We start from the raw sequence: 14,766 nt of genomic DNA, 5'->3' as shown, positions 1-14,766 counted from the left end.
ATCAGGGCAGGATGCTATGCCTGTCTGAAAAAGTTGATATGAATAAGTTGAATATTTTACTGCTGGCATTGGCCTTGGTATCCGGCGTGTTGGTGGTAACCGTGCAAAACCAGTCGCGCCAGTATTTTATCGCGCTGGATAAAGCGCAAAAGCAGAAAACGGTGCTGGAGCAGGAATATGCCCGTTTGAAATTCGAGCAGGCTAAGTTGGCGAACCACCAGTTGATAAAGGCGGCAGCAAAAGAACAAAACCTCCGCCCGCCCGCTCAAGAGGATACGCAAATCGTGGAAGTAAAATAATTTAGAGAAGTTAGAGAATAGTTGCATGTTAATCAAAAACGAATATAAACCCAAAATGCTGGCCAAACAGCCCAAGGTGCCTAAAGGAGTCGGCACCAACGGCCGTATCCTGTTTGTGCTCGGCGGTTTGGCAGTGGCTTTCGTGGCTTTGATCGGCCGCGGAATCTATCTGCAAACCAGCGAACATGCTTTTTTGAAAGACCAAGGGGATCGCCGTTTTGTGCGCACCGTTGCGCTCACGGCTTCAAGGGGCATGATTTCCGACAGAAACGGCGCCACGCTTGCGTTGAGCGCGCCTACGGAATCACTATATGCCATTCCTTCCGCCATGGATGAAATGCCGACCAATGCGCAAATCATCAAGCTGGCGAAACTGCTTGGTGTGCCTGAGAGCGAAGTTGAAGAAAAGCTGTCGAAAAAAGATAAAGATTTTGTGTACATCAAACGCCAGTTGCCGCATGAAGTGGCCAAACAGATAGAAGCCTTGGGTATTAAAGGTTTGGCTTTCCAAAAGGAAGCCAAGCGTCAATATCCTATGGGCAATCTGTTTGCACACGTTATCGGCTTTACCAATATCGACGGCAAAGGCCAGGAAGGCTTGGAGCTTTCGCGTGAAGAAGAATTGCGCGGTATCAACGGTGCCAAAGTGGTTTTGCGGGATAACAAAGGCAATATTGTCGATAGCTTGGATTCGCCGCGCAACAGCGACCCGAAAAACGGCAATGATTTGGTTTTGTCGCTTGACCAGCGGATCCAAACACTTGCCTATGACGAGTTGAATAAAGCGATCGACCATCATAAAGCCAAAGCCGGCAGCGCTGTTGTGTTGGACGCGAAAACCGGTGAAATTCTCGCTTTGGTCAACAGCCCGGCTTATGACCCGAACCGCCCAGGCCAAGCCAGCAGCGAGCAGCGTCGTAACCGCGCGGTAACCGATATGATCGAGCCCGGTTCAACCATGAAGCCTTTCCCGATTGCAAAAGCCATCGATTCTGGCAAAGTAAACGAAGCATCTTGGTTTAACACGCATCCTTATTCAATCGGCGGTAACGTGGTGCGCGATACCCATGTGTATGCAGCCTTGAATTTGCGCGGCATTATGCAGAAGTCTTCTAATGTGGGCACCAGCAAACTTTCTGCGATGTTCAGCCCGCAGGAAATGTATGAGTTTTACAGCAGCGTAGGCATCGGTAAGCGCATGCATTCGGGTTTTCCGGGAGAAACCGCCGGTATTTTGCATAACTGGAAGCGCTGGCAGCCGTTTAGTCAGGCAACGATGTCGTTCGGTTACGGCTTGCAAACCAGCCTTTTGCAGCTTGCCCGTTCTTACACCGTGTTTACCACTGATGGTCGTTTGTTGCCTATCAGCTTTGAGAAGCAGTTGATGGCGCCGAAAGGCGAGCAGGTAATCAAGCCCGAAACTGCTGCTTTGATGCGCAAAATCATGGTTTCCGTAACGGAGCCGGGCGGCACGGGCACTGCCGGTTCGGTAGAAGGCTTTAATGTGGCAGCGAAAACCGGTACGGCGCGTAAATTGGTTAACGGCCGCTATGCCAACGACAAACATATGGCAACGTTTGTCGGTTTCGCACCGGCAGAAAATCCGCGCGTGATTGTGGCTGTGAATGTGGATGAACCCACCAAAAACGGCTATTACGGCGGCACGGTAGCCGGCCCGGTGTTTAAGAGTGTGATGTCGGGCAGCTTGAACATTTTGGGCGTGGCACCTACCAAGCAGCTGACCAATACAACCACAATCCACGTTGCTGAAAAAGCCAACCAAACCTTATGAATTTAAGAGAAATATTAATATGTTCAGCGACTTAGTTCCTTTAGCTGAAACCGACTTACCGCCCTTGCTGTGTGAAAACGCAGCAGGGCGTTTGTTGCATTCAGACAGCCGAAAAATCAAACCCGGCGACATATTCATCGCGTGCCAAGGCGAATATACCGACGGACGCACCTATATTCCCGCAGCCATCACCAACGGCGCGGCTTTTGTTTTTTGGGACGACGACGGCAAATTCGCGTGGAATCCCGAATGGAACGTGCCCAACCAAGGCATTAAAAACCTGAAAACCCGCGCCGGAATTGTGGCCGCCCAAGTGTACGGCAATCTTTCAGACGGCCTCAAAGTGTGGGGCGTAACCGGCACCAACGGCAAAACCTCCGTTACCCAATGGCTGGCGCAAGCAGCGGATTTGTTGGATGAAAAATGCGCCATCATCGGCACCGTCGGCAACGGCTTCTGGGGCGCGCTGGAAGAAGCCACCCACACCACGCCCGATCCCGTTTCCGTGCAAACCCTGCTGCACCGGTTCAAACAGCAAGGCGCAAAAGCCGTAGCGATGGAAGTGTCCAGCCACGGCCTCGACCAATTCCGCGTTAACGGCGTGCCTTTTCAGACGGCCGTGTTCACCAACCTCACCCGCGACCATCTCGATTACCACGGCAGCATGGAATTCTACGGCGAAATCAAATCCCGCCTGTTTTACTGGCAAGGTTTGCAACACGCCGTGATTAATGTGGACGACCCGTTCGGCGCAGCGCTGGCAGGCCGTCTGAAAACAGAGCGCCCCGAATTAAACGTGTACGGCTACGGCTTTACAGAGCAAGCCGACATCCGCATCACCCGATTCACCGCCTCTTCAGACGGCATGACCGTGCAGCTCGACACCCCGTGGGGCGGCGGCGAAGTCAAAACCCGCTTGCTTGGCCGCTTCAACGCACAAAATCTCGCCTCGTGCGTTGGCGTATTGTGTTCGGCAGGCTACCCGTTGGCCGAAGTATTGCGCGTGCTTGCCCAAATCCGCCCCGCCACCGGCCGTATGGACTGCATCATGAATCCCGGCAAACCGTTGGTTGTCGTCGATTACGCCCACACCCCCGATGCCCTTGAAAAAGCACTTACCACCTTGCAGGAAATCAAACCGCAAGGCGCAAACCTGTGGTGCGTGTTCGGCTGCGGCGGCAACCGCGACAAAGGCAAACGCCCGCTGATGGGCGCAGCTGCCGTGGCCGGTGCGGATAAAGTCGTCGTAACCAGCGACAACCCGCGCATGGAAGAACCGGCCGACATCATCAACGACATCCTCCCCGCCGTGCCCCAACCCGAACACGTCGAACCAGACCGCCGCTCGGCCATCGAATACGCGGTTAAACATGCCGCCGCCAACGACATCATCCTGATTGCCGGCAAAGGCCACGAAACCTATCAGGACGTGCAGGGTCAGAAGCACTATTTTTCCGATTTTGACGAAGCGCAGAAAGCTTTGGCGGGAAGGTAGTTTTCAGACAGGCATATAAGTAATGCCTGTCTGAAAAACAAGGATAGCGCAATGGATACAAAAAAACTGGTTAAACTCAGCAATATCATCGGGTTGGTGTCGATAGTTTTGCTCGGATATTGGGTGTTCGCTTTTATCTTGATACAGGTATTCGGCCTGAAAGTGTTCCGCCAACACCTCACGGAAACTTTCGGTTTCAGCATCTTAGGCATTATTTCGCTGATGGCCGGAGCATTGATGCTGAATATCATGCTGAACCTGACCCGCATTGCCGAACGAGGGGAGGGCGGCAGCGAGATTCGCAGCGGTAAGAAACTGCTGTATATGTTGTTACTGGTATTTCCCTTGCTGGCTGCGGTGTTGTTTGGCGGCAATTATCTGACTGCGCAGAAGAAACAGCAGATATTGATACAGTCGGCAGAAAAGCTCGTAAAACAGCACCCCGCCCAAACGCAAGCCATGGCGGATTACCGTTTTGAGCTGCCTTATATACAAAACACGGCGAATTATCTGAATTTGATGGAAAAGCAAGACACGGCTTTCAAAAGCGTAGCCGTGATTGTGCCTGATACCATCAATGGAACGCCGGTGTATTTGGGCTTCGGCAGTCGCACTTTGGAAGATTTTTCCGAAGCGGTCAATGCAGCCTCGGCAACAGACAAGCAGCCGCAAGATACGCTGGTTTATAAGCGTGTCGATGATCGTCAGGAAATCATCAGAAAAGCAGATTATCTGCATAGCGCCGATTTGCGTGAGCGGGAATACCTGCAAAAAACGTTCCAAAACAATTCGAATGAAATCGAGTTTGTTGCACAGGAAGGCAATTACGAATTGTTTTATCCGTATCAAAAAAACGGCAAAACGGTTGCAGTGTTTTTATTTTCCGATTATCAGCGTTACGGGAAATTCGGTAGTTATTAAGAGCATGATGCCTGTCTGAAAACATTCCGCCGTTTCACAACATAAGTAGAGCCGAGACCATGCAAACACAATTCAAACGCAACTTATGCTTCGCCGTCGCCCTGATCTTCCTATGGGGCTGCCAAACCAAACACGCCCCGCGGCCAACCCAAGAATTAGCCGCACTAAGGGCCATGCCCGCGCCCACCGATAAAAGCCTGATCAACCCCGTGAAAGGCCATTCTTTCGACGACAGTTGGCATGCACCGCGTAGCGGCGGCCGCAAACACGAAGGTGTGGATATTTTCGCCAAAACAGGTACACCGGTACGCAGCACCACGGCAGGCATCGTGACCAAACTCGGCAAAAACCGCTTGGGCGGCAAAGTGATCGGCATACAAGGCCCGGGCGCGTGGCATTACTACGCCCATTTGGACAAATTCGCCAACCGCAAACTCTACCGCCGCGTGAAAGCGGGCGAAGTGATCGGCTATGTCGGTAAAACCGGCAATGCCAAAAACACCCGCCCGCATCTGCATTACGGTGTTTATTTGCCAAGCGGTGCGGTGAATCCTTATCCGTTGATTGATCAGAGTAGATAGGCCGTCTGAAAAATATATAAAATAAATAATATTGCTAAATAATGAAGGGGAATTATGAATCACTTACTGATTGATTTTGAAAACATTCGACCGGAAAATTTAAACAAGCTGAATGAAGAACATACTCATATTTGGCTTTTTCTTGGAGTGAACCAGCAGAAAAATATCGCTTTGGAACTTTGCGAATCTTTGTGTCGTTTTGGTAAAAATGTTCATTTTGTGCGTGTAGCAAAAGCAGGTAAAAATGCTTTGGATTTTTACCTGAGTTTTTATCTCGGCAAAATTACCGAGCAAGATCCTCAGGCGCTTATCGGTATTCTTTCCAAAGATGGTGGTTATGATGTCCTGATAGAGCATATACAGGATAACGGATTGGCAAGCGGGATAGTGCGGTTGGTCAGTCTGGATGATATTCAGCTTCTGCCGAATACATCAAAGCCGTCTGAAATCGTGATTCCAAAAATTGCTGCCGGGTCAGCAGAAATTGCGTCAGAGAATCAAGTTCAATCGGGCGTTTATTCGACGAAAGATTTATCCTTGCTTGTGCAGGCATTGAGGGAGCCGCAAGCGTTTCTGCCGCGCAGTTACGGTAATTTGGTGAGCAGGATTCAAAATATTATCTTGGCAGATCAATGGACAAATTACACGGATGAATTGCGCCAAACACAAGCTGAGAATCTGGTCGCCGCATTATTGAAGAAAGGTTTGATAGAAAAACAACCTGACGGTTTGCTGACCTATCATCTTGATGCTGAATTTATTTTGAAAAAAATTGAAGAAAGAGCTTTGTCGAGCAAGGCTAAAACATTGGAAAAGCTATACAACGTCATACGAAGCAGTTTGGCCGGTTTCGGTATTGAGGCAGATAGCCATTCTATGCAGCAGTTTGCCAGCAGCCTTGAAAAACGGCAGTTGATTAAAATAAAACAAAGCAAAATCACTTATGCACCGTTTATGCCGTCTGAAAAAATAGAAGTGTTGCCTCAAACGGAGTCGAAGACGACAGCGTATCAGCCTAATACGTCTGTTTGGCAGAAAATATTGGCTTTACTGAGTAAAAAGAATCGCCCGACTAAATTAAGCGGTTTGCGTAATATTCTCAAATCGCAAGAAAAATCATTAGGTTTAAAAGACGGTGAAATAGAATTGCTGCTTACCCGTTTGCAAACTAAAAAGCATATCAAAGTGGAAAATGGAAAACTTCAATATAAAGCCGAGTTACTCTAGTTTTCCGATATTTCAGGCCGTCTGAAAATACAAATTAATTGAATAATGATGAATACTTTAAATCTATCTTTTATCTGCCAAACCCTCAACCTACCGATGCCGTCTGACAACCAAACCGTCAAACGCATCGTTACCGACAGCCGCGATATTCAAAGCGGCGATGTCTTTTTTGCCTTGGCGGGCGAACGCTTCGACGCGCATGATTTTGTGGCAGACGTATTGGCAAAAGGCGCGCTTGCCGCCGTGGTGTCGCGCGAAGATTGCGCCGCGCTGCCGGGTGCGTTGAAAGTGGCCGATACGCTCAAAGCCCTGCAAGATTTGGCGCGTGCGTGGCGGGAAAATATCAACCCGTTTGTGTTCGGCATCACCGGTTCGTCCGGCAAAACCACCGTTAAAGAAATGCTGGCCGCCGTGTTGCGCCACTGTTTCGGCGAACAGGCCGTGCTGGCGACGGCGGGCAATTTCAACAACCATATCGGCCTGCCGCTCACTCTGCTCAAGCTCACGCCCGCGCACCGCTATGCCGTGATTGAGATGGGCATGAACCACTTCGGCGAGTTGGCCGAGCTTACCCGCATTGCCAAGCCCGATGTCGCGCTCGTCAACAACGCCCTGCGCGCCCATGTCGGCTGCGGCTTCGACGGCGTGGGCGATATTGCCAAAGCCAAGAGCGAGATTTATCAAGGACTGGATTCAGACGGCCTCGCCCTGATTCCCTGCCAAGACCCGAATGCCGCTGTTTTTCAAGCCGCAACACAAGGCTTGAAATGCCAAACTTTCGGCGCGGAAGAGGGCGGTATCCATGCGGAAAATATCGTGTTGAACCCGCTTTCCTGCGAATTTGATTTGGTGTGCGGCAACCAACGCGCCGCCGTCAAACTGCCCGTGCCCGGCAAACACAACGTTCACAACGCCGTGGCCGCCGCCGCGCTCGCCCAAGCAGCCGGACTGAGCCTGCAAGAAATTTCAGACGGCCTCGCCGGTTTTGCCAACATCAAAGGCCGTCTGAATATCAAAAAAGGCATCAAAGGCACAACCGTGCTCGACGATACCTACAACGCCAACCCCGACAGCATGAAAGCCGCCATCGACGTGCTCGCCCAACTCCCCGCCCCGCGCGTGTTTGTGATGGGCGATATGGGCGAACTCGGTGAAGACGAAGCTGCCGCCATGCACGCCGAAGTGGGCGCATACGCCCGCAGCAAAGGTATCGAAGCGGCCTATTTTGTCGGCAACGACAGCGCACACGCAGCGGAAACCTTCGGCGGCAATGGCCTGTGGTTCGCCGACAAAGACCCGCTGATTCAAGTGCTGGCGCACGATTTGCCGCAAGGGGCGAACGTGTTGGTGAAAGGCTCGCGCTTTATGAAGATGGAAGAAGTGGTTGAGGCGTTGTTGGATAAGGCCGTCTGAAATATTTTCAGACGGCCCGTGTTGAGAAAATGGATACATGAACAAGTCAATATTTTAAAATGAACAAAATACTCAAAACCATTATTTTCCTCGCCGCTCTGGTGGCCGCTTTTTACGCAGGCATGAAATTTCAAGCTCATGTTTATGATGATTTATGCCTGGATTTGGGCGGCGGCAAACAGCCGGGCGGTTATCCGATATGCGTGATTGAGCGCAAAACCGATCAATAAAATGCCTGTCTGAAAACAGGTTTGAAAATATTTGAAGCTTTTTCAGACGGCCTAAACAACATAAAAATACGACAACAAAAAGGAAGTAAACCCCATGTTTCTATGGTTAGCACACTTCAGCGACTGGATTTCCGCGCTGAACGTTTTTCAATACACCACATTCCGCGCCGTGATGGCGGCATTAACCGCATTGGCATTCTCGCTATTGCTCGGCCCGTGGACCATCCGCAAGCTTACCGAGTTGAAAGTCGGCCAAGCCGTGCGCCACGACGGGCCGCAAACCCACCTGATTAAAACCGGCACGCCTACGATGGGCGGCTCGCTGATTCTCACCGCGATTACCGTGTCCACACTGCTGTGGGGCAATCTCGGCAACATCTACATCTGGATTCTGCTGCTGGTGCTGCTGGCCACCGGCGCGCTGGGTTTTTACGACGACTGGCGCAAGGTGGTTTATAAAGACCCGAACGGCGTGTCGGCGCGGTTCAAAATGGTGTGGCAGTCGGGCGTGGCGTTGGCGGCGGGTTTGCTGCTGTTTTATGTGGCGCAGAACTCGGCCAACAATATTCTGATTGTGCCCTTCTTCAAACAAGTCGCCTTGCCGCTGGGCGTAATCGGCTTTGTGGTGTTGGCTTATCTCACCATCGTCGGCACGTCCAACGCCGTGAACCTTACCGACGGTTTGGACGGCTTGGCCGCTTTCCCCGTGGTGCTGGTGGCGGGCGGTTTGGCGATTTTTGCCTACGCCAGCGGTCACTCCGAATTTGCCGCCTATTTGCAGCAGCCGTATGTAGCAGGCGCGAACGAAGTGGTGATTTTCTGCGCGGCCATGTGCGGCGCATGTTTGGGCTTTTTGTGGTTCAACGCCTACCCCGCGCAAGTGTTTATGGGCGACGTGGGTGCGCTGGCTTTGGGCGCGGCACTCGGCACCGTGGCCGTGATTATCCGCCAAGAGTTCGTGCTGGTGATTATGGGCGGCCTGTTTGTGGTCGAAGCTATTTCGGTGATGCTGCAAGTGAGCTGGTACAAACGCACGAAAAAACGCATTTTCCTGATGGCGCCGATTCACCACCATTACGAACAAAAAGGCTGGAAAGAAACGCAGGTGGTGGTGCGCTTTTGGATCATTACCATCGTGTTGGTGCTGATCGGGTTGAGCACGCTGAAAGTGCGTTGAGGCCGTCTGAAAAGATATGACACAACAAACCCTCTACAACTTATTGGGCGGCGAAGCGGGCATGCAGGAATTGACCGACCGCTTCTATGATTTGATGGACTTGGAGCCGCAATACGCCGAACTGCGCGAACAACACGGCGAAACGCTGGATTATGCCCGCGAACGCCTGTTTCAATTTTTAAGCGGCTGGCTAGGCGGCCCGCCGCTGTACGAGCAGGCGCACGGCCATCCGCGCTTGCGCCAGCGGCATTTTCCCTTTGCCGTAAGCATGAACACGCGCAACCAATGGATCGCCTGTTTCGCCCAAGCCTTGCAGGAATTGTCGGTCAAACCCGAATGGGCGGAACCTCTGTTGCTGCGCCTGTTTGTATTGGCCGACTGGATGCGCAACCAAAACGAACCGGAATATGCTCCGCCCATGCCGCCGATGGCGGGGAATCCTGAAGATAGGCTGCCGGAGTTGGTGACAGTGTTGAAAGCGTTTGGGGTGGTAGGGTTTTTTGAGGCCGTCTGAAAAAATTGATCGATATAAAAATAGCGCGTCATACTCGGGCTTGACCCGAGTATCTCCCAAAGTAGGGAAAGGTTTTTCAGACGGCCTTTACGGGCAGCAAGATACTCGGATCAAGCCCGAGTATGACGACCGCTGAGACGGGTGGGCGGCAGTTAAAGATTGCTCAAACGGGGAATTGAAAAATAAGGATATAACATGAAGCAACCGGCCGTTTATATCATGTCCAACCGCAAAAACGGCGTGTTGTATTTAGGCGTGACATCCAATTTAGTACAGCGTGCTTATCAGCATAAGCAGCATATCGTAAAAGGCTTTACCGACCGCTACAATTTGGAAATGTTGGTTTGGTATGAATTGCATGAAACAATGGAAAGCGCCATTCAACGCGAGCATACGATGAAACATTGGTTGAGAAAGTGGAAACTTGAATTGATTGAAAAAAACAATCCGGATTGGCGGGATTTGTGGCAGGAAATTATCGGGTAGTGGTTGATTCGCCAAAGGCATTACCTTTTCAGACAGGCTTGTTCTGTATCGTCATACTCGGGCTTGACCCGAGTATCTCCCAAGTATCAGGGGGAGGTATTTCAGACGGCCTTGCAGATAACAAGATACTCGGATCAAGCCCGAGTATGACGGACATATTCAGAGTAACAAAATGAACTGGCAAAACAAAAAAATCCTAGTCGCCGGCTTGGGCGGCACGGGTGTTTCGATGATTGCGTTTTTGCAGCGGCAGGGCGCGCAGGTGGCGGCTTATGATGCCTGTCTGAAAACCGAACGCGAGGCGGAATTGAAGCAGCGGTTTAGCGGCTTAAGCTGCTATACAGGCCGTCTGAAAGATGCTTTGGCGCACGGCTTCGATATTCTTGCCCTCAGCCCCGGTATCAGCGAGCGTACGCCTGAAATCGAGGCGTTCAAGCAAAGCGGCGGCGTGGTGTTGGGCGACGTGGAAATTCTGGCGTACGAGTTGAAAGGCAAAAGCGACAAAATCATCGCTATCACCGGCAGCAACGGCAAAACCACCGTAACCAGTTTGGTCGGTTATCTGTGTGAAAAATGCGGGCTGGACACTGTGGTGGCGGGCAATATCGGCACGCCCGTATTGGAAGCCTACATGCAGCGCGGCGGCAAAGCAGCGGACGTATGGGTGCTCGAGCTATCCAGTTTCCAGCTTGAAAACACCGACCATCTTGCCGCCGATGCCGCGGTGGTGCTGAACATTTCCGAAGACCATCTCGACCGCTACGACGACCTGCTCGACTACGCCCACGCCAAAGACAAAATTTTCCGCGGCAACGGCGTGCAGGTGCTCAATGCCGATGACGTGGTGTGCCGCGCGATGAAACGCCCTAACCGCAACATCAAATGGTTTTCGTTGGAAGGGCAGGCCGATTATTGGGCGGACGTTCAGGCAGGCCGTCTGAAAGCCGGCGCAAACGATTTGCTGGACACCGCCGCCATTCCCCTGCAAGGCTTGCACAATGCGGCAAACGTGCTGGCGGCTTTGGCCTTGTGCGAAGCCGTCGGCCTGCCGCGAACCGAATTGCTGCAACACATTCAAACCTTTAAAGGTTTGCCGCACCGCGTGGAAAAAGTCGGCGAGAAAAACGGCATCATGTTTATCGACGACAGCAAAGGCACCAATGTCGGTGCCACCGCCGCCGCTATTGCCGGTTTGCAAAGCCCGCTGGTGTTGATTGCGGGCGGGCAGGGCAAAGGGCAGGACTTCACGCCCCTGCGCGCCGCGCTGCATAACAAAGCCCGCGCCGTGCTGCTGATCGGTGAAGATGCGCCGCTTATCCGCCGCGATTTAACCGGCTGCGGTGTGGATTTGATTGACTGCGCAACGCTGGAAGAAGCCGTTCAGACGGCCTATAAGCTGGCGCAAAGCGGCGATATCGTTTTACTCAGCCCGGCTTGCGCGAGCTTCGATATGTTCAAAGGCTATGCGCATCGGGCGCAGGTGTTTGTTGAGGCGTTTGAGGCGTTGTGAGATTTTTCAGACAGGCATAGGATTTTACGTTGGATAGAGAAAATGAATCAGACGGAAAACAATCAGGCTGATGCTTTATCGAAAATACCCGGAAAGTCTTTGGGTTATAAAAAAATGCTGTGGCTGCTGTTTCTCTTCGGCGGGCCGGTGGGAGGACTGGCCTTTTCTTTATTAATTTCCGTATTATCTGTGTTTGAAGACGGAGCGAGTATTCCGGAATCATGGGAAAGCCCGCTTTTTTATGTTTGGTTTGTGTTGCTTGGTTGGCCGATGGGAGTTGGTTCCGCTTTGCTGACAGGTATTGTTGCAGCGATGTTCGGTTTGTCTAAAGGTTTGTGCGGTAGCGTATTGATGACCTTGGCCGGAGCGGTAGTTTCGTTGGTATATGGGGCGATTATGGTAGGTTTGCAGAACAGTATCTTCATGTATACCCCAAGCGGGGCATTGTCGGCATTGCTGTTTTCGATATGGTTGCCTCATTCGGGGGATGGCAACATGAAGAAAGAGCCTGCCTGAAAATGGTAACAGGTATGCCGTGATAAAACCCATTTACGGCAGTGAGCCTTTAAAAAATAAAATATATGTATAGTCAATTGATTTGACCTTTGCTGTGGTGCTATTGTGCTGAAGATTAAAGAAAATGATTTTTTTGAGTTGCCTAAGCCAAAAGAATCAGTTTCGTACCACTTGTATTGTCTCTTCTGATTGCAGCCTCCCAGTTCATGTAATTTGTTTGGTTGTATTCAGATCTAGAAGAGAGGTGGGGCAGTTTTTTCAGACAGGCATTGTCTGTCGAACTTTAACCGATGCCTGTCTGAACACCGATTATTTAAATTAGATTAAGTTGTATCATGATTACCGAATCCAAACTTCTCGACCGAAAAATCCTCAGAAAAGGCTACCGTTACGACCAGAACCTAATTTGGGTGGTAACGCTGATGACTGCGTTCAGCCTGATGATGATTTATTCGGCATCCATCGCCTATGCAGGGCACGACGGCGGCAGCTCGTGGCATTATTTAACGCGCCAGATGATTTTTGTGGGCATAGGAGCCGTTTTTGCGTGGATTACTGCCACGAAAGTGCCCATGCGGGTGTGGAAAAAGGCTACGCCTGTGTTGCTGATGATCAGTTTGGCATTGTTGGTAGTGGTGCTGTTCGGGCGGGAAATTAACGGCGCCAAGCGCTGGATCGCCTTAGGGCCGTTTAACGTGCAGCCTTCGGAAGTGTTCAAGCTCACCACCATTCTTTATTTGGCCAGCTTCTTCACGCGCCGATCCGAGATTTTGCGCGATTTGAAAAAAGTGTGGTATGTGGGGCTGCCGGTGGTAATCGGCCTGTTTTTGCTGATGATGGAACCGGATTTCGGTTCAACCGTGGTGGCTTCGGCGATTTTCCTCGGTTTGGTTTACTTGGCGGGGCTGCCGCTCAAATGGTTTGGTATTATTGTGTCGGTAAGCGTGATCGGGATGGGTGCGTTGATTGTGGTTGCGCCTTACCGTATGGCGAGGATAACCTCGTTTCTTGATCCGTTTGAAGATCCGATGGGCAAAGGCTATCAGCTTGCCCATGCCCTGATGGCGATTGCGCGCGGCGAATGGTTCGGTGTCGGGTTGGGTGCCAGTTTGGAAAAGCGCTTTTACCTGCCCGAAGCGCATACCGACTTTATTTTGGCGGTAATCGCAGAAGAATTCGGCTTTTTCGGAATGCTGGCATTGATTTGCTGCTATGGGTGGCTGGTGTTGCGCGCTTTTTCCATCGGCAAACAGGCGCGGGATTTGGAGCTTTACTTCAGCGCGTTTGTTGCCAAAGGTATCGGCATTTGGCTCGGTATCCAAAGTTTTTTCAATATCGGCGTGAATATCGGCTTGCTGCCCACCAAAGGATTGACGCTGCCGCTGATGTCATACGGCGGTTCGGCAGTGATAGTGATGCTGGTGTGCATGGCGCTTTTGGTGCGGGTGGACTTTGAAAACCGCCAGAAAATGCGCGGCTATAAAATTGAAGGATAAGATCATGAGCGGTAAAACTTTTCTTGTGATGGCCGGCGGCACGGGCGGGCACATTTTCCCCGCACTGGCGGTAGCTCGGGCTTTGCAAAATCGCGGGCACAAAGTGGTGTGGCTGGGCAGCGAAGGCGCAATGGAAACGCGTATCGTGCCGCAACATAATATTCTTTTGGAAACGCTGGCCATTAAGGGCGTGCGCGGTAACGGCCTCAAGCGCAAACTGATGCTGCCTTTCACCTTGATGAAAACCGTTTCCTCAGCAAAAGAAATCATTCGGAAACACAACATCGCCTGCGCCATTGGTTTCGGCGGTTTTGTTACATTTCCCGGCGGTGTAGCGGCCAAATTATCGGGTGTGCCGCTGGTTATACACGAGCAAAATGCCGTGGCAGGTTTATCGAACAAGATGCTTTCCCGCTGGGCCAGGCGTGTGTTGTATGCCTTTCCCAAAGCATTTGACGCGCCCGACGGCCTGGTGGGTAACCCTGTGCGCGCCGAAATTTCCGGTATGCCCGAGCCGGAAGTGCGTTTTGCCAAGCGCGACTGCCGGCTGAAAGTGTTGGTGGTGGGCGGCAGCTTGGGCGCTCAAGTATTGAATGAAACCGTGCCTGCCGCATTAGGCAAGTTGCCGCCGGAAAAACGGCCGGTTGTGTACCACCAGTCGGGGCGCGGCAAGCTTGATGCTTTGCAGGCGGCATACGCCAAACATGGTGCGCAAGCCGAGTGCAGGGAGTTTATCAACGACATGGTAAAAGTATACAGCCATGCGGATGTGGTCATCTGCCGCGCCGGAGCACTGACGATTGCCGAGCTGACCGCTGCCGGCGTAGGCGCGCTGCTGGTGCCTTATCCCCATGCGGTTGACGACCACCAAACCGCCAACGCCCGCTTCATGGTGAAAGCCGATGCCGGCTTGCTGCTGCCGCAAAACGAGCTCACAGCAGACAAACTTGCCACTATTCTCGGCGGCCTCACGCGAGAACAGTGCCTGACTTGGGCAAAGAATGCGCGCACATTGGCCATGCCGCACAGCGCAGATGATGTGGCGGATATTGCGGTGCAGGTGGCTAATTAGTGGTTGTGGTTATACAACCAAATCAAATGCCTGTCTG

Annotated in this window: 15 protein-coding genes; all 15 read left to right on the top strand. The window is 51.8% G+C overall.

What is annotated here, in order from left to right; translation table 11 throughout:
- Positions 1-38 precede the first annotated feature (38 nt).
- The 15 genes from ftsL to murG all read left to right on the top strand — a co-directional run bounded on the left by ftsL (position 39) and on the right by murG (position 14,729).
- A complete protein-coding gene (gene ftsL / locus EL143_RS02740; RefSeq protein WP_085417192.1) occupies positions 39-299 on the top strand; it encodes a cell division protein FtsL in 261 nt (86 codons plus the stop codon).
- A gap of 25 nt (positions 300-324) precedes the next feature.
- Positions 325-2,091, top strand: a complete 1,767-nt coding sequence (locus tag EL143_RS02735) for a peptidoglycan D,D-transpeptidase FtsI family protein (RefSeq protein ID WP_085417193.1) — start codon at positions 325-327, stop codon at positions 2,089-2,091.
- A gap of 19 nt (positions 2,092-2,110) precedes the next feature.
- Positions 2,111-3,586, top strand: coding sequence for a UDP-N-acetylmuramoyl-L-alanyl-D-glutamate--2,6-diaminopimelate ligase (locus tag EL143_RS02730; RefSeq protein ID WP_085417194.1), 1,476 nt, complete (start codon positions 2,111-2,113; stop codon positions 3,584-3,586).
- A gap of 51 nt (positions 3,587-3,637) precedes the next feature.
- Positions 3,638-4,507, top strand: a complete 870-nt coding sequence (locus EL143_RS02725; protein WP_085417195.1) for a peptidase — start codon at positions 3,638-3,640, stop codon at positions 4,505-4,507.
- Positions 4,508-4,566: 59 nt separating this feature from the next.
- On the top strand, positions 4,567-5,088 hold the full coding sequence (locus EL143_RS02720) for a M23 family metallopeptidase (RefSeq protein ID WP_197719613.1): 522 nt from the start codon (positions 4,567-4,569) through the stop codon (positions 5,086-5,088).
- A gap of 54 nt (positions 5,089-5,142) precedes the next feature.
- A complete protein-coding gene (locus EL143_RS02715) occupies positions 5,143-6,315 on the top strand; it encodes a PIN domain-containing protein (RefSeq protein WP_085417196.1) in 1,173 nt (390 codons plus the stop codon).
- A gap of 48 nt (positions 6,316-6,363) precedes the next feature.
- Positions 6,364-7,728, top strand: a complete 1,365-nt coding sequence (locus tag EL143_RS02710) for a UDP-N-acetylmuramoyl-tripeptide--D-alanyl-D-alanine ligase (protein WP_085417210.1) — start codon at positions 6,364-6,366, stop codon at positions 7,726-7,728.
- Positions 7,729-7,787: 59 nt separating this feature from the next.
- Positions 7,788-7,958 carry a hypothetical protein gene (locus tag EL143_RS12215; RefSeq protein ID WP_169709830.1) on the top strand — a complete coding sequence of 57 codons (171 nt, stop codon included), beginning with the start codon at positions 7,788-7,790 and terminating at the stop codon, positions 7,956-7,958.
- 94 nt (positions 7,959-8,052) lie between these two features.
- The gene (gene mraY, locus EL143_RS02705; protein ID WP_085417197.1) at positions 8,053-9,135 is read left to right on the top strand and encodes a phospho-N-acetylmuramoyl-pentapeptide-transferase; all 1,083 of its coding nucleotides are present in this window, start codon (positions 8,053-8,055) and stop codon (positions 9,133-9,135) included.
- 16 nt (positions 9,136-9,151) lie between these two features.
- Positions 9,152-9,649 carry a group II truncated hemoglobin gene (locus EL143_RS02700; RefSeq protein ID WP_085417198.1) on the top strand — a complete coding sequence of 166 codons (498 nt, stop codon included), beginning with the start codon at positions 9,152-9,154 and terminating at the stop codon, positions 9,647-9,649.
- A 195-nt stretch (positions 9,650-9,844) separates the two neighbouring features.
- A complete protein-coding gene (locus EL143_RS02695; protein WP_085417199.1) occupies positions 9,845-10,135 on the top strand; it encodes a GIY-YIG nuclease family protein in 291 nt (96 codons plus the stop codon).
- A gap of 172 nt (positions 10,136-10,307) precedes the next feature.
- A complete protein-coding gene (murD, locus tag EL143_RS02690) occupies positions 10,308-11,645 on the top strand; it encodes a UDP-N-acetylmuramoyl-L-alanine--D-glutamate ligase (RefSeq protein ID WP_085417200.1) in 1,338 nt (445 codons plus the stop codon).
- A 99-nt stretch (positions 11,646-11,744) separates the two neighbouring features.
- A complete protein-coding gene (locus tag EL143_RS02685) occupies positions 11,745-12,161 on the top strand; it encodes a hypothetical protein (RefSeq protein ID WP_126326525.1) in 417 nt (138 codons plus the stop codon).
- A gap of 335 nt (positions 12,162-12,496) precedes the next feature.
- The gene (ftsW, locus tag EL143_RS02680) at positions 12,497-13,657 is read left to right on the top strand and encodes a putative lipid II flippase FtsW (RefSeq protein ID WP_085417202.1); all 1,161 of its coding nucleotides are present in this window, start codon (positions 12,497-12,499) and stop codon (positions 13,655-13,657) included.
- Positions 13,658-13,661: 4 nt separating this feature from the next.
- The gene (murG, locus tag EL143_RS02675) at positions 13,662-14,729 is read left to right on the top strand and encodes an undecaprenyldiphospho-muramoylpentapeptide beta-N-acetylglucosaminyltransferase (RefSeq protein ID WP_085417203.1); all 1,068 of its coding nucleotides are present in this window, start codon (positions 13,662-13,664) and stop codon (positions 14,727-14,729) included.
- Positions 14,730-14,766: the final 37 nt, after the last annotated feature.

Origin of the sequence: Neisseria canis (assembly GCF_900636765.1) — a bacterium.
GTDB classification, from domain to species: domain Bacteria; phylum Pseudomonadota; class Gammaproteobacteria; order Burkholderiales; family Neisseriaceae; genus Neisseria; species Neisseria canis.
This window is presented reverse-complemented; position numbering and strand designations above follow the sequence as displayed.